The organism is Eisenbergiella sp. OF01-20 (assembly GCF_003478085.1).
Lineage (GTDB): Bacteria > Bacillota > Clostridia > Lachnospirales > Lachnospiraceae > Eisenbergiella.
Genome location: NZ_QUES01000058.1, coordinates 1 through 23,385, shown reverse-complemented (window position 1 = coordinate 23,385; position 23,385 = coordinate 1). Strand labels below are relative to the sequence as shown.

The 23,385-nt window shown below is 49.0% G+C and carries 16 protein-coding genes; 3 read left to right on the top strand and 13 right to left on the bottom strand.

What is annotated here, in order from left to right; genetic code table 11:
• Nucleotides 1-105 precede the first annotated feature (105 nt).
• The 5 genes from queA to pheS all read right to left on the bottom strand — a co-directional run bounded on the left by queA (nucleotide 106) and on the right by pheS (nucleotide 6,547).
• The gene (queA, locus tag DXA36_RS31230; RefSeq protein ID WP_118683298.1) at nucleotides 106-1,140 is read right to left on the bottom strand and encodes a tRNA preQ1(34) S-adenosylmethionine ribosyltransferase-isomerase QueA; all 1,035 of its coding nucleotides are present in this window, start codon (nucleotides 1,138-1,140) and stop codon (nucleotides 106-108) included.
• Nucleotides 1,141-1,167: 27 nt separating this feature from the next.
• Nucleotides 1,168-2,559, bottom strand: a complete 1,392-nt coding sequence (locus DXA36_RS31225; RefSeq protein ID WP_118683296.1) for an aminopeptidase — start codon at nucleotides 2,557-2,559, stop codon at nucleotides 1,168-1,170.
• A gap of 60 nt (nucleotides 2,560-2,619) precedes the next feature.
• Entirely contained in the window at nucleotides 2,620-2,871 is a 252-nt protein-coding gene (locus tag DXA36_RS31220; RefSeq protein WP_147366667.1) for a hypothetical protein, read from the bottom strand.
• A 131-nt stretch (nucleotides 2,872-3,002) separates the two neighbouring features.
• Nucleotides 3,003-5,444, bottom strand: a complete 2,442-nt coding sequence (gene pheT, locus DXA36_RS31215; RefSeq protein WP_118683292.1) for a phenylalanine--tRNA ligase subunit beta — start codon at nucleotides 5,442-5,444, stop codon at nucleotides 3,003-3,005.
• 83 nt (nucleotides 5,445-5,527) lie between these two features.
• Complete coding sequence (gene pheS / locus DXA36_RS31210; RefSeq protein ID WP_118683306.1) at nucleotides 5,528-6,547, bottom strand: phenylalanine--tRNA ligase subunit alpha; 1,020 nt, start codon at nucleotides 6,545-6,547, stop codon at nucleotides 5,528-5,530.
• Between the two features lie 534 nt (nucleotides 6,548-7,081).
• Between pheS and DXA36_RS31205 the strand changes: the two genes are divergently transcribed.
• Nucleotides 7,082-8,488: an amidophosphoribosyltransferase gene (locus DXA36_RS31205; protein ID WP_118683290.1), complete on the top strand. Its 1,407-nt coding sequence runs from the start codon at nucleotides 7,082-7,084 to the stop codon at nucleotides 8,486-8,488.
• Nucleotides 8,489-8,617: 129 nt separating this feature from the next.
• On the opposite strand, the gene aroA is transcribed toward DXA36_RS31205, so the two are convergent.
• Nucleotides 8,618-9,940, bottom strand: a complete 1,323-nt coding sequence (gene aroA, locus DXA36_RS31200; protein WP_118683288.1) for a 3-phosphoshikimate 1-carboxyvinyltransferase — start codon at nucleotides 9,938-9,940, stop codon at nucleotides 8,618-8,620.
• Nucleotides 9,941-10,082: 142 nt separating this feature from the next.
• On the opposite strand from aroA, the gene metF reads away from it, so the two are divergent.
• Nucleotides 10,083-10,940, top strand: coding sequence for a methylenetetrahydrofolate reductase [NAD(P)H] (metF, locus tag DXA36_RS31195; RefSeq protein WP_118683286.1), 858 nt, complete (start codon nucleotides 10,083-10,085; stop codon nucleotides 10,938-10,940).
• Between the two features lie 281 nt (nucleotides 10,941-11,221).
• Here the strand turns inward: metF and bglX are convergent, their stop codons facing one another.
• The 5 genes from bglX to DXA36_RS31170 form a co-directional block, all read right to left on the bottom strand.
• Complete coding sequence (bglX, locus tag DXA36_RS31190; protein ID WP_118683304.1) at nucleotides 11,222-13,441, bottom strand: beta-glucosidase BglX; 2,220 nt, start codon at nucleotides 13,439-13,441, stop codon at nucleotides 11,222-11,224.
• Nucleotides 13,442-13,457: 16 nt separating this feature from the next.
• Nucleotides 13,458-14,486, bottom strand: a complete 1,029-nt coding sequence (locus DXA36_RS31185; protein WP_118683284.1) for an NAD(P)H-dependent glycerol-3-phosphate dehydrogenase — start codon at nucleotides 14,484-14,486, stop codon at nucleotides 13,458-13,460.
• A gap of 41 nt (nucleotides 14,487-14,527) precedes the next feature.
• Nucleotides 14,528-15,169 carry a glycerol-3-phosphate 1-O-acyltransferase PlsY gene (plsY, locus tag DXA36_RS31180; protein ID WP_118683281.1) on the bottom strand — a complete coding sequence of 214 codons (642 nt, stop codon included), beginning with the start codon at nucleotides 15,167-15,169 and terminating at the stop codon, nucleotides 14,528-14,530.
• A gap of 1 nt (nucleotide 15,170) precedes the next feature.
• Complete coding sequence (der, locus tag DXA36_RS31175; RefSeq protein ID WP_118683302.1) at nucleotides 15,171-16,496, bottom strand: ribosome biogenesis GTPase Der; 1,326 nt, start codon at nucleotides 16,494-16,496, stop codon at nucleotides 15,171-15,173.
• Nucleotides 16,497-16,624: 128 nt separating this feature from the next.
• Nucleotides 16,625-17,998: a DUF512 domain-containing protein gene (locus DXA36_RS31170; RefSeq protein ID WP_279221576.1), complete on the bottom strand. Its 1,374-nt coding sequence runs from the start codon at nucleotides 17,996-17,998 to the stop codon at nucleotides 16,625-16,627.
• Nucleotides 17,999-18,394: 396 nt separating this feature from the next.
• Here DXA36_RS31170 and DXA36_RS31165 point away from each other — a divergent pair, with 396 nt between their 5' ends.
• Nucleotides 18,395-19,582 (top strand): ribose-phosphate pyrophosphokinase, encoded by a 1,188-nt coding sequence (locus DXA36_RS31165; RefSeq protein ID WP_118683300.1) that lies wholly within the window; start codon nucleotides 18,395-18,397, stop codon nucleotides 19,580-19,582.
• Nucleotides 19,583-19,695: 113 nt separating this feature from the next.
• Here DXA36_RS31165 and DXA36_RS31160 read toward each other — a convergent pair whose 3' ends face one another.
• Both DXA36_RS31160 and DXA36_RS31155 read right to left on the bottom strand, forming a co-directional pair.
• The gene (locus tag DXA36_RS31160) at nucleotides 19,696-22,365 is read right to left on the bottom strand and encodes a sensor histidine kinase (RefSeq protein WP_118683277.1); all 2,670 of its coding nucleotides are present in this window, start codon (nucleotides 22,363-22,365) and stop codon (nucleotides 19,696-19,698) included.
• A gap of 34 nt (nucleotides 22,366-22,399) precedes the next feature.
• Nucleotides 22,400-23,092, bottom strand: coding sequence for a response regulator transcription factor (locus DXA36_RS31155; RefSeq protein WP_118683275.1), 693 nt, complete (start codon nucleotides 23,090-23,092; stop codon nucleotides 22,400-22,402).
• Between the last annotated feature and the right edge of the window lie 293 nt (nucleotides 23,093-23,385).

The window sequence follows — 23,385 nt, the reverse complement described above, 5'->3', positions numbered from 1 at the left end:
CGGATTAGGAACTTTCATCCATTAGCGACGTGCGCCGCCAGGCGCACACAAAAAAACACAGTCTCCATTAATGAAAACTGTGTTTCCTGCTGCTCATATAAAGTTCTATTGGATCAGCATCGCATCCCCAAAGGAAAAAAACCGGTACCTCTCCTTCACCGCCTCTTCATAAGCTGCCAGCACCTGTTCTCTTCCCGCCAGGGCAGATACAAGCATTACCAGGGTGGATTCCGGAAGATGGAAATTAGTTATCAGGGCGTCAAGCACTTTAAAGTGATAGCCGGGATAAATAAAAATCTCCGTATTATCGCAGCATTCTTCCATGTGTCCGTTCTCGTCACAGGCACTTTCCACTGTCCTGCAGCTGGTAGTCCCCACGCATATAACACGGTGTCCGTTCTCTTTGGCTTTGTTTATCTTATCCGCAGCCTCCCGGGTCACCTGGTAATATTCCGAGTGCATGTGATGTTCCTTCAGGTTTTCCACCTTTACAGGGCGGAAGGTTCCCAGCCCCACATGAAGGGTTACATAGGCGGTATCTACGCCTTTTCCCTCCAGCTCCTTCAGGAGATCCCGGGTAAAATGGAGTCCTGCCGTTGGGGCAGCGGCGGATCCTTCATATTTGGCATATACCGTCTGGTAACGGTTTTTATCCTGAAGCTTATGAGTAATATAGGGAGGAAGGGGCATTTCCCCCAGCTGATCCAGCACTTCTTCCCAAATTCCCTGGTACTGAAAGCGGATCAGGCGGTTTCCTTCCTCCACCACATCCAGAACCTCCGCATGAAGCAGACCTTCACCAAATACCAGCTTTGTGCCCGGTCTTGCTTTCTTACCCGGTTTAACCAGGGTTTCCCAGATATCATTGTCCCTGCGCTTTAATAGCAGCACTTCCACAGTACCGCCGGTTTCTTCCCGAATCCCCATCAGTCTGGCAGGTATTACCTTGGTGTTATTCAGCACCAGGCAATCCCCTGGTTCCAGATAATCACCGATTTCCCGGAATACATGGTGGGAAACCTGCCCGGTTCCTTTATCCAGAACCATCAGCCTGGAGGACGAACGATCCTCCAGGGGATCCTGGGCTATCAGCTCAGGGGGTAATTCATAATAAAAATCGGATGTTCTTAATTCTTCCATATCTCTTCTTCTTTTCCGAAATACGGCTTATAAGTCAGCCTTTTTCAGGAAAGCAACATAACCTCTTTTCGTTTCATAGACATCGGCTTTACTTGTGGCTTCCCAGGGGGCATGCATATTCAGTACGGCAACGCCGCAGTCAATGACATTCATGCCGTACAGAGCCATAATATAAGCGATGGTTCCGCCTCCGCCCACATCGACCTTACCCAGTTCTGCGGTTTGGAACACCACATCCGAGCTGTCCATAATATCTCTGATATGTGCCATATATTCGGCATTGGCATCATTGGAACCTGATTTTCCTCTTGCGCCGGTAAATTTGTTGAACACCATACCTTCTCCCAGGAAAGCGGCGTTTTTCTTTTCAAAATAAGACGCGTAGGAAGGATCATAGCCTGCGCTTACATCAGAGGAAAGCATGGTGGAATTGGACAGGCATCTTCTCAGGTTCAGCTCACTGTATTCACCCGTAAGCTCCATCAGTTCCGCAGTCATATTCTCAAAGAAACGGGACTGCATTCCGGTAGCTCCCACACTTCCGATTTCTTCCTTGTCAACAAGGATGCAGCATGCCGTGCGATCCGTCACTTCACCTGCCACCTCCAGGACCGCTCTGGCAGAGGTATATGCACATACCCTGTCATCCTGTCCATAGGCAAGGATCATGCTTCTGTCAAAGCCTGCTTCCCTCGCCTTGCCCGCGGGAACGATTTCCAGTTCCGCGGACAGGAAATCCTGTTCCTCTATATCATAGGTTTCCTTAAGGATCTTCAGGATCCCCGCGGTTACCGCATCCTTATCCTTGTCCTTAACCGGAATATTCCCGATGACTAAATCCAGAGCCTCCCCCTCAATCACCTTAGACGCTTTCTTCTCCAGCTGTTCGCCGGCAAGATGGATCAGGAGGTCGGAAATAAAGAACACGGGATCATCTTCATTGTCCCCCACGTTAATCTCTACTGTTGTGCCATCCTTCTTTACCACCACGCCATGCAGGGAAAGGGGAATCGCCACCCACTGGTATTTCTTTACCCCGCCGTAATAATGGGTATCCAGATATGCAATGCTGCTGTCCTCATAAAGAGGGTTCTGCTTAACATCCAGTCTGGGGGAATCAATGTGTGCTCCCAGAATATTCATGCCTTCCTTCAGCGGCTGTTTTCCGATCTGATACATAACCAGGCACTTATTCATATTAACAGCATAAATCTTGTCACCGGGCTTGATTTCCCTGCCGCTTCCCAGCAAAGCATTCAGCTCCGTATAGCCTTCTTTTTCAATCAGATTGACCAGGGTGTCCACACATTCCCTTTCCGTCTTTCCCGCATCCAGAAAATCCATGTATTCTCTGGCAAAGGCCTCCACTTCCTTCAGCTGTTCCTCTGAATAGCTGTTCCATACATTTTTCTTTTCCATCAGTCATTACCTCCGGTTTGTTTTATTGAACATAAGGATAAACCGCCATGCCTGGCGTCCTTATGTTTTAGCTCCAAGCACTGATTTGAGAAGTTCTTTGGCTTTGGGTACTTCATCGCTGTGGATGCGGATGATACAGGCGGCTTTTTCTTTGGGTTTACGGAAAAAGAACAGGCTGCCCAGCCCTTTTTCTTCCCATTCCGCAAAAAAAGAAATCCCGTTTTTCAAAAGGATTCTTTCCACCTTTTCTTTTGTTTCCATATCATATACCTTACAAAAATCCACTTCGTGATTCACTGATCCGATATCCATCTTAGCTCCTATCTGCGCAGCATACAAACAAGGGAAACCACGCCCTGCGGGCCATCCTTCTGTTCAATCAGGGAGGCTGCCAATCTGCCGCAGCCTCTCCCCATCTAAATGGTGCTTATATATCTATTGTACTACTGTCTCAGCTCTATGCCAAGTCCCTGAAGTCCATTGAGGATTTTTTTCATTGCCGCGCTTACGTCCGCTTCTTCCAGGGTTCTGTCCTTCGCGCGGAAGCTGAGTGTATAGGCCACTGATTTATAGCCCTCCTGGATCTGGCTTCCTTCATAAATATCAAACAGGGAATAGCTTTCCAGTATCTTTCCTCCCCGCTGGGCGATAACTGCCTCTATCTGTCCCACAAGAATCTCTTTGGGAACCACCATACTGATATCTCTCGTAACAGCAGGATATTTGGCAATTCCTTCATATTTCCTGTCGAAGGTTGCGAAGGGAATAATTTCCGGCATATCCAATACCGCCACATATGCTTTGGTGCCGATATCATAGTTATCCAGCACTTCCGGATGAACCTCTCCCAGGAAACCTATCACTTTCCCGCGGTAAAGGATATTTGCCTGTCTGCCGGGATGAAGGAAACTTTTCTTTCCGGCTTTCGGATCGTATTCCTTCTTTTCATCCATACCGATGCTTTCCAGAAATTCTTCAATCACACCCTTCATGGTATAGAAGTCACCGTCGCCGTAGAAGCCCAGGGTGAACTGCATCCTTTCCTCGGGAAGTTCCGTTACCGGAACGCTTTTAGGCAGATAGATATTACCCAGTTCATATAGCTTAACAGCTTTGTTTCTTCTATTATAATTGGTTCCCAGGGAGGTAAGGATGCCATTCAGGGAAATCGTCCTCATTATGGAGAAATCCTCTCCCAAGGGATTGGCTATTGTAACCGCTTCCCGCAGTTTATCCTCTTTATCCAGCAGCAGCTTGTCAAATACCTTGGGACTTTCGAAGGAATAACACATTCCCTGGGAGAAGCCGCAGTATTCGGCAATATCCCTGGCTTTTTCTTCGATACGCAGCTTGAAGGAAAGTTTTCCGGTTGTCGCTTCCCCATTAGGAAGTGTTGTGGGGATTTTATCATATCCGAAGAATCTTGCCACTTCCTCCGCCACATCGGCAAAGCCTTCAATATCCTGACGGAACGATGGGATAATCAGTTCTTTTTTCTCTTCCTGATATTGGAATTCCAAACGTCTGAAATAATCCAGCATTTCGGTTTCAGGGATTTCCGTTCCCAGTAGTGCGTTGATGCGTTCCGGTTCAAAAGGCACGCGTACGTTTTCCTTCAGCGGTGCGCATACATCCACGATTCCTCCTGCCACTTCGCCGCAGCCAAGCTCCTGAATCAGCTGGCAGGCTCTGTTAACCGCGTCCACTGCATTCCTGGGATCCAGGCCTTTTTCAAATTTACCGGAGGCATCGGTACGCAGTCCGATTCTCTTTGCGGATTTACGGATGTTGGTTCCGTTAAAGCAGGCTGCCTCGAATAAAACGGTTTTCACATCATCCGTGATTTTTGAGTTTTCACCGCCCATGATTCCCGCAATACCAACTTCCTTTTCGGCATCGCAGATCATAAGAACCTCGCTGTCCAGCTTTCTTATCTGTCCGTCCAGGGTCTGGAATTCATCGCCATCCTTTGCACGGCGCACAATAATCTGTCTGCCGGCAATCGTATCCAGATCATAAGCATGCATGGGCTGTCCGTATTCTTCCATAACATAGTTGGTGATGTCAACCAGATTATTGATAGGGCGGATACCGCTTGCAGCCAGCCTTCTCTGCATCCATTTGGGAGAAGGGGCAATTTTGATATTGGTGCAGACCCTGGCGCAGTAACGGGGGCACAAATCCGGATCCTTCACCTCCACAGCGATATAGTCCTTAACATTTTCTTCCTTTTCATGTACCTCCACTACCGGAGGAACAAAAGGCTTACGGAAGGTAACGGCCGCTTCCCTTGCAATACCCAGTATGCTGAAGCAGTCAATACGGTTATTCGTTATTTCATATTCAAAAACGGTATCACGCAGGCCAAGCGCTTCTACAGCATCTGTTCCTACCACCGCATCCGCATCAAAAATATAAATGCCGTTTTCCGGTGCTTCCGGGTACATTTCCCTGCTGGATCCCAGTTCTTCAATGGAACACATCATTCCATATGAAGGTACGCCTCTCAGCTTACCGGCCTTGATGGGGATTCCCTCTTCGGGAAGCGGGCCTCCGTCATGCCCGCCGGCAACCTTTCCCCCGTCGAGCACGACCGGCACCTTGTCCCCTTCTTTTACATTAGGGGCACCGGTAACGATCTGAATGATCCCGTCGGAATTTTCTGCTGCCGTGCCAACGTTCACCTGGCAGACAATCAGTTTATCCGCATCCGGATGTTTTTCAATTTTTTCTATCTGGCCCACAACGATCTTTTCCAGATTTTTATCCAGGGCCTCATAGCTCTCCACCTTCGTTCCGCTCATTGTCATCGCGTCACAGTATTCCTGATCGGTGCAGGAAAGCTCCGGTACATATGCTTTTATCCATGATATTGTTGTATTCATTATCCCAAACCAGCCTTTCTTATTTGTAGTACATTTGAAACAGTTTTGACCTGTTTGAACTGTTACATACGTTTCCTTTATTATCAGAACTGCTTCAGGAAACGAATATCGTTTTCATACAGCAGACGCATATCGTCAATTTCATATTTCAAAAGAGCGATTCGCTCCAGGCCGACACCGAATGCAAAGCCGGAATATTCTTTAGGGTCAATACCGCTCATCTGAAGCACCCGGGGGTGTACCATACCGCAGCCAAGGATTTCAATCCAGCCGGAACCCTTACAGAAACGGCAGCCCTTTCCACCGCATTTGAAGCAGCTTACATCCACCTCTGCGCTGGGCTCTGTGAACGGGAAGTGATGGGGACGGAATTTCACCCTGGTATCTTCCCCGAAAAGCTCTTTAGCGAATTCGGCCAGCGTTCCCTTCAGATCGGCAAACGTAATATTTTTATCAATAACAAGGCCTTCTATCTGATGGAAGGAAGGAGAATGGGTGGCATCCACTTCATCAGAACGGAATACGCGTCCCGGTGCCAGCATACGGATTGGCAGATTCCCTTTTTCCATTTCCCGCACCTGCACCGGTGAGGTCTGGGTACGCAGCACGATATCCTCCGATATATAGAAGGTATCCTGTTCATCCCTTGTCGGATGGTTTTTCGGAATATTTAAGGCTTCGAAGTTATAATAATCATTTTCCACTTCCGGGCCTTCCACCACTTCATAACCCATACCTATGAAAATACGTTCCACCTCTTCCAGGGCAATAGTGTTGGGGTGGCGGTGCCCCACCTGGTTTTTCCTGGCCGGAAGGGTAACATCAATTACCTCTTCCTTCATTTTGGCCTCTCTGATGGCACCTTCCATCTTCTTTTTGGTATCTTCCAGCATGGCTTCAATCTCCGCTCTCGTATCATTCACCATCTGGCCGATTTTCGGGCGCTCCTGTGCAGCCACATTTTTCATTCCCTTAAGCACCTCTGTGAGGGCGCCTTTCTTTCCAAGGGCATTTACCCTGACTTCGTTAAGCTTATCAAGGGTTCCTGCAGCTTCCACCTGCTTCCTGACTTCTTCCTTGATTTGTTCCAATCTGTCCTTCATAACAAACTCCTTCCTGTTCTGAACCGCACTGCGGCTGAAAAAACTTGGGGATTTACTCTTATGCAGATTTACAGGCACAAAAAAATCCCCAGCATAAATACTAGGGACGAAATTACACAGGAAGTTTACCTTCCTTGGAAGCTTGCCTTCCATTTCCGCGGTACCACCCACATTCCTGTCTCAGCGCTCCAGTCTGAACCGCATCGCCGCCACAGGCTCTCTTTTGGCGTAACGTGCCATACGTTCCTTCCTAATGGAATGCAAAACCTTCAGAAGGACAGCTCCGGCGTGAAAATCAAGCTGTATCTGAACCTGGGGAAGCTTCCAGCCGGCGGCTTCCTCTCTCTGTTGGAAAATACATCTCTTTATGCGCCATCATTGCCTTTGTTTTGTAAAAAGATATCTGTTACCTATTCTATTGCCTGTATTGGGAAAAGTCAATATTTTTTTATGTAGTTTCCATATGTACTTTTATTTTCCAGCGTGATATGATTTATTATATTTGCGAACTACAACACACAAGAGGAGAAAAACATGGGTGGATTTTTTGGAGTAGCATCAAAAGAGGATTGTGTCTTCGACCTATTTTTCGGGACGGATTACCATTCTCATTTGGGAACAAGACGGGCCGGTTTGGCCGTATACGATCGGGAACGCGGTTTTGACCGTTCCATCCACAATATTGAAAATGCACCATTCCGTACCAAATTCGATAAAGAAGTTACGGAAATGAAAGGAAATTTGGGGATCGGCAGCATTTCTGACTATGAACCCCAGCCGCTGATCGTACGTTCTCACCATGGCACGTATTCCATTGCCACAGTGGGTAAAATCAACAATACAGAGGAGATCCTGTCCAAGATTCTTTTTTCTTCCCACATTCATTTTCTGGAAATGAGCGGCGGCACTATCAACGCCACGGAACTCGTTGCCACTATTATCAACCAAAAAGAAAACATTATAGAGGGGATCCAATACGCCCAGGAACTGATTGAAGGTTCCATGACTATTCTGCTCATGACCTCCGGTGGTATCTATGCGGCGCGGGACAGAATGGGCCGCACGCCGGTTGCTATAGGGAAAAAGGAGGATGCTTACTGTATATCCTTCGAAAGCTTTGCCTACCTCAATCTGGGTTATGTTAACGAAAGGGAATTAGGTCCCGGTGAAATTGTGGTGGTGACTCCTGAAGGGGTACAGACTCTGGCGGCACCCGGGAAGGAAATGAAAATATGTACCTTCCTTTGGGTTTATTATGGCTACCCCTCTTCCTCCTATGAAGGAATCAGTGTGGAAAAAATGCGTTACAACTGCGGCGCTTCCATGGCCAGACGGGATGATGCTTCCCCGGATATCGTGGCTGGTGTCCCGGATTCCGGAACAGCCCATGCCATCGGCTATTCCAATACCTCCGGTATCCCGTTTTCCCGCCCTTTTATTAAATACACCCCTACCTGGCCGCGTTCCTTCATGCCTACTATCCAGAGCCAGAGAAACCTGATCGCTAAAATGAAGCTGATTCCCGTCCGGGATCTGATTCAGGGCCGCAGCATGCTTCTGATCGACGATTCGATTGTACGCGGCACACAGCTGCGTGAAACCACGGAATTCTTATATCAAAGCGGTGCCAGGGAGGTCCATATCCGTCCTGCATGCCCGCCGCTGCTTTACGGCTGTAAGTATCTGAACTTCTCCCGTTCCACCTCAGAGATGGATCTGATCACCCGCCGGGTGATTAAGGAGATGGAGGGTAACAGCAAATATATTAATCTGGAAGCTTATTCCGACCCGGAAACACCGGAGTTCCAGGCAATGGTATCCAGAATTGGCGAACAGCTTAATTTCACCACCCTGCGTTATAACCGACTGGATGATATGATTGATTCCGTAGGTATTGACCGGTGTAAGCTCTGTACCTATTGCTGGGACGGAAAAGAATAAGTCAAATATCCCGCCCCAGGCAAGAGGAAGCAAACTTGAAATGCCGCGGACGCAGGAATGAAAGATTGGAACAAAAAATAGCCTTTCGTCACATCGTGACCGGGCTATTTTTTTACAAATATATATAAATTACCACGCAAGTGGTTTTTCCAGTTCTTCCGTAACCCTGTCCAAAACCTGAAAATAATTCTCAAACGTCTTCCGGCAGCAGCCCGGATCCCGTATCACGATACCTTCAGCCCGCAGCCCTGTGAGGGAAAAGCCCATTGCCATCCGGTGATCTTCATAGGTATCAACCACACCCGGCAGCGGTTTCCCGGGCATGATAAGAAGACTGTCCTCCTCTTCTTCACAACGGATCCCAAGCCGTCTTAATTCTGCAGCAATAGCCCCCATCCGGTTGCTCTCCTGGTAACGGATATGGGCAATCCCGCTGATTTTCACGGGAGAATCTGCAAAAGGAGCTATGGCGGCAAGCGTGATCGCCTGATCCGAGCAGGCATGCATATCCGCCTCCACTCCGTGTAAACAGCCCTTTTCCGGTCCCTTCAGCCAGACTCCCTCTTCTCCTTCCCCAAGTGTACAGCCCATTTTTTCCAGGATCCGAAGGAATTGTATATCTCCCTGCAAAGACGTAAAATGTACGCCGGGCACCAGCACCTTAGTTCCAAGAAGGGCGGCCATTGCATAAAAATAGCAGGCGGCAGAAACATCCGGTTCAATGGCATAGTCCTGATGGCGGTAAGACTGCCCGGCCTTGATATGGAAGCAATCCGCTTCCTTCCTCTGCACAGAAACTCCAAACTGTTCCATCATGCGAAGGGTCATATCGATATAAGCCATGCCATGGGTTCCCTTCACACGAATATCCAGGCTTTTTTCCCCGCAGCAGGCAGCGATCAGCAGTGCGCTCAGAAACTGGCTGCTGTGTGCGATATCCACGGATATTTCCTGCTTTCCTCCTTCTCCCGGATAAAGGGTAAACGGGAAGCAGCCTTCCCTGCCGCCATACTCCACCTGTGTTCCCAGCTCCTGAAGTGACTGCAGCAAAGGCAGCATGGGACGGCGCTTCATCTGCTCGGAGGAATCCAGATGCCATACCCCTTTTTTCAGCCCCAGCAGGGCGGTTAAAAAACGGGCGGCCGTTCCGGCGCTTCCCACATAGACGGAAGCCTCCTTCACAGGCAGAGATCCTCCCAACCCCTCCACCCGGATAAGCGCCTTTTCTTCCTCCGCCTGTACCGAAAATCCCAAATCGGCGATACATTGCTTCAGATACCGGGAATCATCGCTGAACAAGGCCCCGGTCAGTATGCTCGTCCCATCTGCCAGCATCGCCAGAAGGAGCGCTCTGTTTGTAATGCTTTTTGAGCCGGGAACCCGTACCACAGCTTCCCCGTTCTCCCTTGTTTTTCCGTAAATACATGGTACATGATAGCTGCTGCTTTCCATTTAAGCCGTCCTCCCTGTGTCCAATCCCATACAACCATTTCCTGAACTGTTACCTTGAATTTCATTCAATAACATGTTACGATACTATCTGTTACGAGTCAAACCTAATCTGCGTTAAATTCTAATGAATGAGGAAAAACAAATGATAAAAGACCTTTTTTCAGAAAAAAAACAGCTTCTTTCCTTCGAGGTTTTTCCGCCGAAAAAGGAAGATGAATTCGCAAATGCCATCTCCGTACTGGATTCCCTCGCAGGGCTTCAGCCTGACTTTATCAGTGTGACCTATGGGGCAGGCGGCAGCAAATCAAAAAAAACCGTAGAGATTGCTTCCTATATCCAGAATCAGCTTCATATCCGGGCACTGGCCCATATGACCTGCGTCGGCTCCAGAAAAGAGGATATCGACGCGGTAACCGCCCAGCTCAGGGAGGCTCATGTAAACCATGTGCTGGCACTTCGCGGAGACAGGCCTTCCTATATGAGTGATGAGCAGTTTGAGGGCAGACATTTTTCCCATGCCTCCGATCTGATTCACTATCTGGGAACCAATACGGAGCTGCATATCGCAGGGGCCTGCTACCCGGAGAAGCATTACGAGGCCGGGGATACGGAAAGTGATCTTATACATTTAAAGGAAAAATGTGAGGCCGGCGCAGAATTTCTGATTACCCAGCTGTTTTTTGATAACGATGCTTTCTATCGTTTTCTGGAGAAAGCAGGAAAATCCGGAATCCAAATCCCTGTATGTGCGGGTATCATGCCAATCACCTCAGCGAAACAGCTGGGAACCACCGTTTCCCTGTCCGGTTCCGCCGTTCCCAAACAGCTGGCCGATATCATAGCCACCTATGGGGATGATCCGGCAGATATGAGAAAAGCCGGCATTGATTATGCCATAAAACAGATTCTGGATCTGAAAGCCCATCATGCGGACGGTATCCATATCTACACGATGAACAAACCCAAAGTAGCACAGGAAATTGCAGCCGCCATCCGGTAACCGTTCCGGCATGTCTGAACGGTTAAGAGAATCTTTTTTTATATAAACAGATAGCATTTTCGATGATAAAAAGCGGAAGAGACACTCCCTCCCCGGGTCGTCTTCTCCGCTTTCTGCTATTCACATTTTGCATTTCTCAACCAGCAAAAAAATATACTTTAAGCGAGGGATATTTGACACTCACTGCAATCACTTTTTATGGCTGAGTTTTATATTCCCGAAGTTTTTCCTCGGCTTCTTTACGGGTAAGCGAAAAGTGCTTTTGGAGTTTTTCACAAATTTTATTCCAGAACAAATTCCGCCTGCATTTCACAGCCGCTGTGAGGTGCTACCATCACCTGGAACCGGCCTGCCTCTGCGCGGCATTCCATATCCTTACCATAAAAACGCAGCATTTCCTCTGTGACGGTAAATTGCACGGTCTTTGTTTCCCCTGCCTTCAGGGGAACAAGCTGCACACCCTTCAGCTCTTTTACCGGCCGAACCACGCTGCCCGCCACATCCCGGATATACAGCTGCACCGCTTCCGTGCCGGGCACATCGCCGGTATTGGTAATATCCGCTTTTACAGTCAGAGAGCTCTCCCTGCGCAGGATATGGCTGCTGAGGGTGAGCGGGCCATACTCCGCCTTGTGGTAGGAAAGTCCATAGCCAAAAGGGTACAGAGGCGTATTGCTGCAGTCTGTATAACGTGAGAAGAAACGGTTGGGGGTCACGCCGTCGTAGGGCCTTCCGGTATTAAAATGGTTATAATACAGGGGCATCTGCCCGACACTGCGGGGCATGCTCATGGACAATCTGCCGGAAGGATTGGCTTTTCCGAACAGTACATCGGCAATTCCGTGGCCGCCTTCGGTACCGGGGAACCACACTTCCAGGAGGGCGTCGGATAAGCGGCTCACCTCATCCAGGACAAGGGGCCGTCCGCCGAACAGAACCACGATAACCTTTGACGCTTTTTCCCGCACTCTGCGAAGCAGCTCCAGCTGGTCGCCAGGTATCTCCAAACTGGTGCGGCTTCCGCCTTCACCGCCCTGTATAACTGCTTCTCCCAATGCAAGAACCGCCACATCGGCCTTTTCCGCCAGTTCTGCAGCCTTCTCCAGCTCCAGCTGTCTTTTTTCCCGGCTCCAGCCTTCCATGCCCATTTGCATCCTCAATGCAGGAAGATCATGGTAATCCTTTTCCAGAAGCGTCTCACAGCCGGGAGCACTCACCACATTTTCTTTCCCTGCAGCTTCTTCCAAAGCGGTCTTCAACGTAATCACAGCCTCTTTCTTACCATGGATGGCCCACATCCCCAAGGCATCCTGATTATCGGCATAAGGGCCGATCAGGGCAATTTTCCCGCCTGCATCCAAAGGGAGGGTATTCTCTTTGTTTTCCAGCAGCACCATGGTTCTCACTGCCGCTTCCCTGGCAAGTCTGCGGTTTCCTTCCGAGAGGAAAAGCCGCGCTTCCTCGGCTTCGTCCGCACCGCGATAAGGATCTTCAAATAAACCCAGTTTATTTTTCAGCTTCAGGATACGCATCACTGCTTTATCCAGCTGTTTTTCATTTATTTTGCCTTCCTGTATCAGTTCTTCCAGATAGTTGGCATAGCAGCCGGTGCACATATCAATGTCCACGCCGGCTTCCATAGCCAGGCGGGCGGCATCCTTCTGATCCTCTGCAGCCCCGTGAAGCACAAGCTCCGCTATGGCCGCATAATCGGTGATGACTACCCCCTCAAACCCCCACTCTTCCCGGAGCACGTCATTCATCAGCCACTTATTTCCGGTGGAGGGAATGCCGTCAACCGTGTTAAAGGAGGTCATAACCATCTCACAGCCCGCATCCACGCCAGCCTTATAAGAGGGGAGATATTCCTGGCGGAGCCTGCGCTGGGACATATCCACCGTATTGTAATCCCTGCCGCCCTCCGGTGCGCCGTAGGCAGCAAAATGCTTCACGCAGGAGGCCATACCGGCCGGCTTATCCGAGCCCAGCCCTTTCTGGAAGCCCTTCACCATAGCCGCTGCATAGAGGCTGTTCATATAAGGATCCTCACCTGTGGATTCCAGGCAACGCCCCCATCTCGCGTCACGAACCAGATCCACCATGGGAGAAAAGGTCACATGGGCTCCAGCCGCCACACTTTCTTCCGAGGTCACTTCACACAGCTTTTCCAGAAGTCCGGGATCAAAAGAGCAGCCCAGCGCCAGCGGAACAGGAAACACGGTACGGAAACCATAAATAATATCCGCCATGAAAAGCAGCGGGATTTTATGGCGGCTGCGTTCCAGATAAGCCTTCTGTACCGCTTTCATCCGTTCCGCCCCCACCACATTCAGGGTGGAACCCACATTGCGGACAATTTCCTCACTGAGTCCCAAATCCTCTCTGACTCCCAGCTCCTGTCCCTGTGTATTCAGTACCTCTCCCGGCACCTGCACCAGCTGTCCGATTTTTTCCGTCACAGATAAAGAGTCCAATAACTCCTGAAGTTTGCTATCCTGCATTTTTATCATTCCCCCGTTAATCAGCAGATGTCATATTCCACATCGTATCATCCGAAATCTCAATCTTTTTATCCCGGAGCATCAGGTCGTTCACTGCCTGAGCCGCGGATTTTCCCTGGAACAGCACTTCATTCACCTGCTCGATTATAGGCAGCTGTACCTGGTATTTCCCGGCAAGAGCCATTGCAGCTTTTGCGGAATAAACCCCTTCCACCACCATCTTCACTTCTTTCATGGCTTCTTCCATCGACAGCCCCTGTCCGATGAGGATTCCGGCCCTACGGTTTCTGGAATGCATACTTGCACAGGTTACTATCAAATCGCCGATACCGGATAAGCCGCAGAAGGTTTCAAAATGCCCTCCCATCTGGATCCCCAGCCTGGCAATTTCCGTAATACCTCTGGTAATCAGCGCCGCTTTTGTATTATCCCCGTAGCCAAGCCCATCGGCGATGCCGGCGGCAAGCGCCACCACATTCTTCAGCGCCGCACCGATTTCGATCCCCAGCACGTCGGGGCTTGCATACACACGGAACACTTCATTCATGAATACATTCTGGATATATTCCGCCGTTTTCTTATTCCTGGCACCCGCCACTATAACCGTCGGCAGCCCCTTTCCCACTTCCTCCGCATGAGAGGGACCGGAAAGTACGGCAACCTCAGCCTGGGGCACTTCCTCTTCAATGATCTGGGAAAGCGTCATCAGGGTATTTTCTTCGATACCTTTTGCCACATTGACGATAATCTGTCCCTCTGCCGCCACATCCTTAAGCTGTGCCGCCGTGCTTCTGGTAAAGGGAGAAGGAACTGCAAGTACCAGAAGATCCTTTCCAACCGCCGCTTCCTTTAAATCCGTGGTAAAAATTGTATCTTCCGAAAGTATTACGCCGGGAAGCTTATCCTTCTGTTCCCGTTTTTCCTGCAGCATTTCAATTTCCGCGCCAAGCGCCGACCATACCGTCACATGATGCCCGTTATTTGTAAGAAGCCAGGTGAGGGCTGTTCCCCAGCTGCCTGCCCCTATCATTCCTATTTCTGCCATTCTTGTTCCCTTCCGTCTGTTCGCCAGACTTTGCTTGCTCTCTATTTTTTCTTAAATAAATAGGTTTTCCTCTCATTCCCGTGAAGCAGACGTTTGATATTTTCACGGTGCTTCCAATATGCCATCATCGTGAGGCAGGCGCCGATTATGTAGAGTTCAATAAGGGCTGCCTGGCTCATTCCGAAAACACCCAGCTGGCCTAACACCACCAGCTCAATCATAAATCCCGCATAAACAAGGAGAGAGCCAAGTGAAACAAAATGAGTGGTAAGGAAGGCACCGAAAAACAGGATCACTCCCACCGGAATGAAATAAGGATGGAAGGAAAGGATCAGCCCGGCAGTAGCCGCTATTCCTTTTCCGCCTCTGAAATGAAGATAAAAAGGAAAATTATGTCCCAGAATCGCTCCCGCCCCCGCATAGAGCATATACAGATATTTCATATCCGGATGGCTGCCTCCAAACAGAAGCCTTGCAAGCAGCACCGCCAGAATACACTTAATAACGTCGCCGGCAAATACTATCAGCCCGGCCTTCGTCCCCAGCACACGAAGCGCATTGGTCGTACCGGCATTCCCGCTCCCGTAATTACGGATATCGATACCATGCATTTTCCCGTAGATAAATGATGTCTGAAACAGGCCAAATGCATAGCCAATCAAAAGGCAAACTACTCGAATCATGTTATTTATTCTCCTTCCTTTCCCTGATGATGAATTTCAGGGGGGTTCCTCTGAATCCAAAGGCTTCCCTTATTTTATTTTCAATATATCGTGTATAGGAAAAATGCATCAGTTCCTTATCGTTAACGAAAATGACAAAGGTAGGCGGTTTCACCGCTGCCTGGGTGATATAATAGAGGCGAAGACGCTTTCCCTTATCGGACGGCGGCTGCTGCATCGCTACAGCCTCGGCCATTATTTCATTGAGCACGCCGGTGGCAACACGCAGCGCATGGTTTTCGATTACCGCATCAATGGTTTCAAACAGCTTGGGAAGGCGCTGTCCGGTCATTGCCGATATGAAAAGAATCTCCGCATAAGGCATGAAGGAAAGTGTGTTCCTCACCTTTTCCTGGAAACGGTAGATCGTTTTATCATCCTTTTCAATGGCGTCCCATTTATTTACCGCGATAATCATACCTTTGCCCCGTTCATGGGCAATTCCTGCAATCTTGGCATCCTGCTCGGTAACGCCTTCCTGGGCATCGATGACGAGGACCACCACGTCGGCACGTTCCACCGCCCCCACGGTACGGACGATCATATAACGCTCCAATTCTTCTTTGATTTTATTTTTCCTGCGAAGTCCCGCCGTATCAATGAAGATGTATTCCCTGCCGTTATGAACCACTTCCGTATCGATGGCGTCTCTGGTCGTTCCCGCGATATCGGATACGATCACCCGGTTTTCTCCGATTAGCCGGTTAATAATGGAGGATTTTCCAACATTGGGTTTTCCAACAATAGCGATCCTGGGCCTGTCGTCCTCATCCTCCGCTTCAGACCTGTCAGGAAAATGTCGGATAACCTCATCCAGCATGTCGCCCAGCCCCATCCGGTTTGCAGCGGAAATGGGATGGGGATCCCCGATCCCCAGATTATAGAATTCATAGACATCCGCCATGAATTTATCAAAGCTGTCCACCTTATTTACCACCAGTACCACCGGTTTATGGGAACGCCGCAGCATATCCGCTACTTTGGAATCCGCATCCACCAGTCCCTGCCTTACATCCACCATAAAAAGGATTACGTCTGCGGTATCTATGGCAATCTGGGCCTGCTCCCTCATCTGGGACAGGATAACATCGCTGCTGTCAGGCTCAATACCTCCGGTATCTATCATGGTAAAGGTACGGTCCAGCCATGTGACATCCGCATAAATACGATCCCTGGTGATACCCGGCGAATCCTTAACAATTGAAATCATTTCTCCCGCCAAAGCGTTAAAAAGGGTGGATTTTCCCACATTAGGCCTTCCCACCACCGCTACGATTGGTTTCCTTATTGAATCACTCATATATTTTTCCATCCATTCTGCCGCCAAACGGCGGCGGATACCGTATCTGTATACGGTTCCGGCGCCGCAGTACGGCGCTTTTACTTTCTTGTAACAGTTCAGACAAGCCGGAACCGTTAGTCTGGGCTGTTACCCTTTCTTCTTATAAATGCGTTAACAAAATCATATCCGCTTGATTTTACAATATCTGTCTTCACTTGTAAAGCCCCCGACAACTCCTGAACCGTAATATCATCCAGCAGAACCTGCTCCCCGCTCCTTAATATATTCTCCGGCAGATACAGGATTTCCCCTAATTCCTTCTCCTTTAACTGCGCGATAATATCCTGTCCTGTGAGCAGTCCTGTCACCGTAATCCGCTCCCCGAAAAAATCATTTCTCACAGGATATACCCGGATCGATATTCCCGGGAACCGTTCCATAAGGCGATCCGCCATTTTGCGTATATAAGGATAGGCAATCTTTCCTGTCACCGAGGAATATTCCCCTTCCAGAATCCTGTCGTCCAGCGCTCCCGGTTCTTCCAGCCTGCGCAGGGCATCCTCAAACTCCTCCAGCATCAATCGTATCATACCTACGCCGTTTTCCAGCTGAAGATAGCCGTCATAGCTTTCCTCCGGCGGCATCTCTTCCCCGGCCAGGATATACCATTCGTCGCTGGCATGTACAAAATGAAGGCCATATTCCGGAAACAGTGTATTCTGCCATCGGCGGATCTGCTCCAGGACATGCCTCGCATCCTCCGGGGTAAACGGTTCCAGAGGCTCCAGTCCTTCCCTGAATCTGGACAGCCCCACAGGAACAACGGAGACGCTCTGCAGATGGGGGAGATATTTTGTCAGATCACGGATGGAACGTTCCAATTCTTCCCCGTCATTAATTCCTCTGCAAAGGACAATCTGCCCGTTCATCCGGATGCCGGCTTCATAAAAACGATCCACCTTTTTCAGCGCCTCCCCCGCAAACCGGTTATGAAGCATCCGGCACCGCAGTTCGGGATTAGTCGTCTGGAAGGATATATTAATAGGCGAAAGATGATATTTTATAATCCGTTCCACATCCCTCTCAGACATATTGGTAAGCGTCACATAATTTCCCTGAAGAAAGGAAAGCCGGGAATCATCATCCTTAAAATACAAAGTTTCCCGCATTCCCTCCGGCATCTGGTCAATAAAGCAGAAAATACATTTATTGCTGCAGGAGCGGTATTCGTCCATCAGTCCGTTCTCAAACGTAACGCCCAAATCCTCCTCATAATCCTTATCTATTTCCAAAAGCCATTCCTCTCCGGAAGGCTTCTCCACCAGCACCTCAACATATTCCTCTTCGATCATATATTGATAGTCAAAAACATCCTCAACTGCTTCCCCGTTGATTTCCAGAAGCCTGTCTCCCGGTTCTATCCCCATTTCACAGGCAATGCCGTCTTTCTGAACCGCCTGAATCAAATGGCCTTTTCTTTTCATGTTTATCCCTCCTGCATATCCCAGGCCTGCCCGCGATACGGTTACTTTCAATTATGTTACAGTTTCCGGCCCCTTGTACTGCTGCGTTTTTAGCCGAGCGAAAACGGACCCCGGAAGGAACCTTGCAGCACCGCCGTTCCCGGGGAAAACCGGGAGGGGAAAGCGGACAGGTAAAACCACAGGGCAGCGGTACAAGGGGCCGGGAACTGTAACCATCCATCTTTTATTCTACTAGAATTTTCTTGACGTGTCACTAGCATAATGTTATAAAATAAGTTAGCTATGTTATTTTAAAGCCATACAAACGCAGTCGTTGCCAAAGTAACTGATTCGCGGTAAAAACAACAGATGACCTGTTCTGTGAGTCCTCCGTTGTTCAAGAAAAAAGGTCTGCTGCCGGCAGACAGACAGGAGAAAAAAATGCCAAACGTACGCGAACTGGAAAATGCGCTTCCCGTAGCCCCGCTAAAGGTCCTGGCCATGGAATCCGCCTCCGCCATAGGGAAACGTGTCAACAATTATCTTGTTGAATTCCGGAAAAATATGAAAAATACAAAACATGACGATCCCGCTTTCCGGGGATATATCGAGGACAGCTACCTTGTGGATGCCTCCAATCTCCGTTTCGGAAGCGGTGAAGGAAAAGGAATTGTAAGGGAATCCGTCCGGGGCAAGGATCTTTTCATTATAGTAGATGTATGTAACCATAGTCTGACCTATTCCATCAACGGATATACGAATCACCGTTCTCCGGATGATAATTACCAGGATCTGAAGAGAATGATCGCTTCCGCTGCCGGGAAGGCCCACCGTATCAATGTGGTAATGCCTTACCTTTATGAAGGCCGGCAGCATAAAAGGACCAGCCGGGAATCCCTGGACTGTGCTTATATGCTCACAGAGCTGGCCGATATGGGCGTCAATAATTTCATAACCTTCGACGCTCACGATCCCAGAGTGCAGAACGCCACGCCTTTGAACGGCTTTGACAATTTTACACCGCCCTATCAGTTTATGCGTGCCCTGCTTGACACAGAGGATGACCTTATCATCGATCAGGAGCATACCATCGTCATCAGCCCGGATGAAGGGGCACTGGATCGGGCTGTATATTTCGGCAACGTACTCGGCGTTAATACCGGCATGTTTTACAAGCGCCGGGATTACTCCACTATCGTAAACGGGAAGAACCCGATTGTCGCCCATGAATTTCTTGGCGACAATGTTGACGGCAAGGACGTTATCATCATCGACGATATGATATCCACCGGAGAAAGCATACTGGATACGGCCCGGCAGCTGAAGGAAATGAATGCCAAACGTGTATTTATCTGCTGTACCTTCGGTCTGTTTACAAACGGCCTGGAATCCTTTGACAAAGCTTATGAAAACTGCTGGTTCGACCGGGTAATTACTACCAATCTCACCTACCAGCCGCCTGAAATCTATACCAGGCCTTACTATACGGAAGCGGATATGAGCAAATTCCTGGCTTCTATCATCGATTTTATGAACCATGATATTTCCATGTCACATGTCATGACTCCGACGGAAAAAATTAATGAAATCCTGGCAAGATACAACAACCGGGAAGAATATCATATTTAATTAATTGTTTGAATGATCGCGAACGGGCACAGGATAGGTATCGCCATATCCTGTGCCCGTTTTTTTACTCTCTCATGCCGGATTTTGTCTGCAGCATTCTGCTCTGCCTTCACTTATTCCCGCGGGGTATTTTGCTTTGTCATTTTTTCTGTTTCTGAAGCAGGTCCCTGCTCCGGGACTGCCTTCTCTTCCATGCAGGGAAAAGCCAGAATCACCTTAAATAAATCACCATCCAGATAAATATCAAATTTACCGTTCTGCAGCTCCGTCAGATTCCTTGCTATGGATAAGCCCAGGCCGCTGCCTTCCGTACTTCTGGACACATCGCCCCTTATAAAGCGTTCTGTCAGCTCGTCGGCGCTGATATTCAGGGACTGTGCCGAAATATTTTTCATAGAAAAATAAGCGGTCTTTTTCCCTTCCTTTTCCTTCACTGTCAAATCCAGATAAACGCGGGTACCCTCCAGGGCATATTTGCACACATTACCGAACAGATTCTCCGCCACACGCCAGATTCTCCTGCTGTCCGCTTCAATATAAACCGGTTTTTCCGGCATGGCGGCCACCATAGTCAGGCATTTCTCGTTCATTTTTTCAGAGAACTCTCCTATGGTCTGGTTGATCAGTTCCACAAAATTAATCTTTTCCATCTGCAGGGATATGTTCCCGGAGGATATTTTGGAGGCCTCCACCAAATCATCGGTCAGCTGCTTCAGCCTCTGTGATTTACTGTCCAGCACCTGGATATATCCCTTGATTTTCTCATCCCGGATATCCTCCCGTTTCAGCAGATTGACAAAATTAATGATAGAGGTCAGAGGGGTCTTGATATCATGGGAAACATTGGTAATCAGATCGGCCTTCAGCCTTTCATCCTTCATACTGGTGGCAACCGCTTCCTGGATGCCGTCGCCGATACTGTTTACCGCCTCGGCCAGAACCTTATTTTCCCCATGCATCCTGCTGTCATCTATCTTGAAACCGAAATCCCCTTCTCCGATTGTCAGCGTCCCTTCCACAATTCTCTGCAGATCCTTGCGTTCCTGATACAGAAGCACGGCCACGCATACATCGATAACCCCCGCAGCCAGGATCCCCAGCACGCCAAGCATGCCGAAAAGAAGGTTCATCGCAGCTATGAGCAGAAACGGTATCAATATCCGGCTCACAATATGGCTGTTATCATAGAGGCGGAAAAACAGCCTTCTGATAATGCGCCCCAGCTGCCACAGAAGGGAGTCCCTCCAGAACCGGTGTACCTTCAGGCGGCGTACCAGCCCCAGATAAAAGGAAGTGGCCACCCAGTCCAACAGGAATGCCGCCAGAACCCCTCCAGCAGTCATCATAAACGGGCTTACGCCTCCTTCCAGCGTATAGCCGAAGGCAATTTCATAGGCAGTGGCACACAGCACACAATATCCGGCAGTAACGGAAATCCCCAGAACCAAGAAAATTTCCGTAGGGAAACGATCGCCTTTTTTGAGTTCCACCACATAACCGTCCTCGTTCTCCGCCTCCTTCCGGCCTTCATAGACGGTAAGGACGCCAAGAAGCCACAGGGACATAACCAGCGCCAGTATCCCCACCACGGCAGTCTGCCAGTAATAGGGCATAAAACTGACAAACGCATTCCTGGCCTGCGCCATGCTGTCATTTACCCCATAAGAAGTATCCACACCGATCCAGACCCTCGAATTTTCCGCAAACACATATTCATAGGTGCTGAGGATCCCGCGCATATCCTCCGTCGTCATCTGGGTATTCGTCTTGATTTCCACCCGATCCGGGTTATAATACAAATATCTGCCGTATCCGCCGAATTCCTCCGTAATTTCCTTCTCGCTCTTACCCGCAAAATTCTGGGAAACATTGGTGAAGTAACGGGCTTCTCCGTCCACCGTCATCTGATAGCAGTACCGGATATTCGTCTTGTCTTCTCCGTAGAACTTCTTAAAGCTGCTGTATTCTGTGAAATTATGATACAGCTGGTTACAGGCCTCCACCAGATTCGCGCGCAGCACCAGATATTCGTCAATATCGGAAGCATAGTCCGCCAGATCCAGCCCATCTGCGGAGTAATAACGCGGCACCAGAATGTCCAGAGCGATCACATCCTCTGTATCCACGGTCATCTCCCCTTTTTCAGATGCCCTTTCCATATACCCCTCCAGGCTGTCGGGCAGTTCGGCGATCATCCGCAGGCTTAAGGAATCCGACTCTGCCGCCTGGTTGGAATATTTAATGGCCTGCTTGGTGAGATCTGACTGAAGGCTGAAATCCCCGACATTCAAATCGGAAGGGATCTCCATTTCCGTATCGCTTCTCCCCAAGCCGAAATATATGGCAAAATCGTTTTCCGTCCCGTAAACCGTTTCGTAATTGAATCCGTAATTCCCCCACTTTATCAGGTCATCCAGATAGTACACCGCCGTAACATCCGATTCGGAAAGCATGCTGGTCCTGTTTACATAGGCGGTGATATCAATCTCCTTTTTTCCTTCATATTCCCCGTTGGTTTCCAGCTGGCTTTTGATAACGGACATTCTGGTAATATCCTGTACGTCCTTCCGTAGAATATCATCAAAGACCTCGGAATCCTCAAATAACTCCTTTTGGGAAAAAGGGGATATGAAGTAACGGCTCTTTCCGTTGGTTCCTTCCACGGTTATGAAAGAATTGGATATAATAGCGATTACACAGCCCACCGCCGCCGCTGATAATATTCTTTTTGTAAACAGAAGAAATACCCGCTTTCCTCTCCCGCAAACATTTGACTTCTTCATAACTGTCCTCCCGGTACTGCCGTTATTCCTGTCCTTACTGCTTTTCAATCTTATACCCTACCCCCCATACCACTTTCAGGTACCGGGGTTCCTTGGGGTTGATTTCAATTTTTTCCCTGATATGGCGGATATGAACCGCCACCGTGTTATCCGCTCCGATAGCTTCCTCCTCCCATATACTTTCGTAAATCTGATCAATGGAAAAAACCCTTCCCTGGTTCTTTACCAGAAGCAGCAGGATATTATATTCGATGGGTGTGAGCTTAACCGGTTCATCATCCACGGTCACTTCCTTTGTTTCATCATTGATTACCAGGCCTCCTGCTCGGAAAATCGCATTATTTTCCGAATTCAGGTTCCCCAATTGCGTATATCTGCGCAGATGGGATTTAACCCGCGCCACCAGCTCCAGGGGATTAAAGGGCTTGGTCACATAATCGTCCGCCCCGATATTCAGTCCCAGTATTTTATCCGCATCCTCCGATTTGGCGGAAAGTATGATAATGGGAATACTGCTGTATTCCCTTATTTTCAATGTGGCATGGATCCCATCCAGTCTCGGCATCATCACGTCAATAATAAGCAGATGGACCTCATTGGCCTTGAGCGCCCGGATCGCCTGCTCGCCGTCATAGGCTTTAATGACATGGTATCCCTCCTGCGCCAGATATATCTCAATGGCTTCCACTATCTCTCTGTCATCATCGCATACCAGAATATTCGTCATCTTCTGTCACTCCTTCTGCAAAGCATCCCGCGGTATATCTGTCCTCCGCGCCGCCATGCCCTGCCTTTTTTCATCAGTATACCACATATTCAGCTACGGTAACTACGATTTTATTAAACCATAAAAGAATTAATTTGCGAAAGGATTATTGTTAAGTTTTTCTTAAAAATATTTCTCATCTGTACGTGGGTGCAGATAAAAAAGTTTGGCGTCCCCCGTCCCCGCTTCCCTGTGCGCCCCGCTGCCCTGCAAGGATTCCTGGAAGGGGCGTTATAAGCACGCCGGTCCTTTGG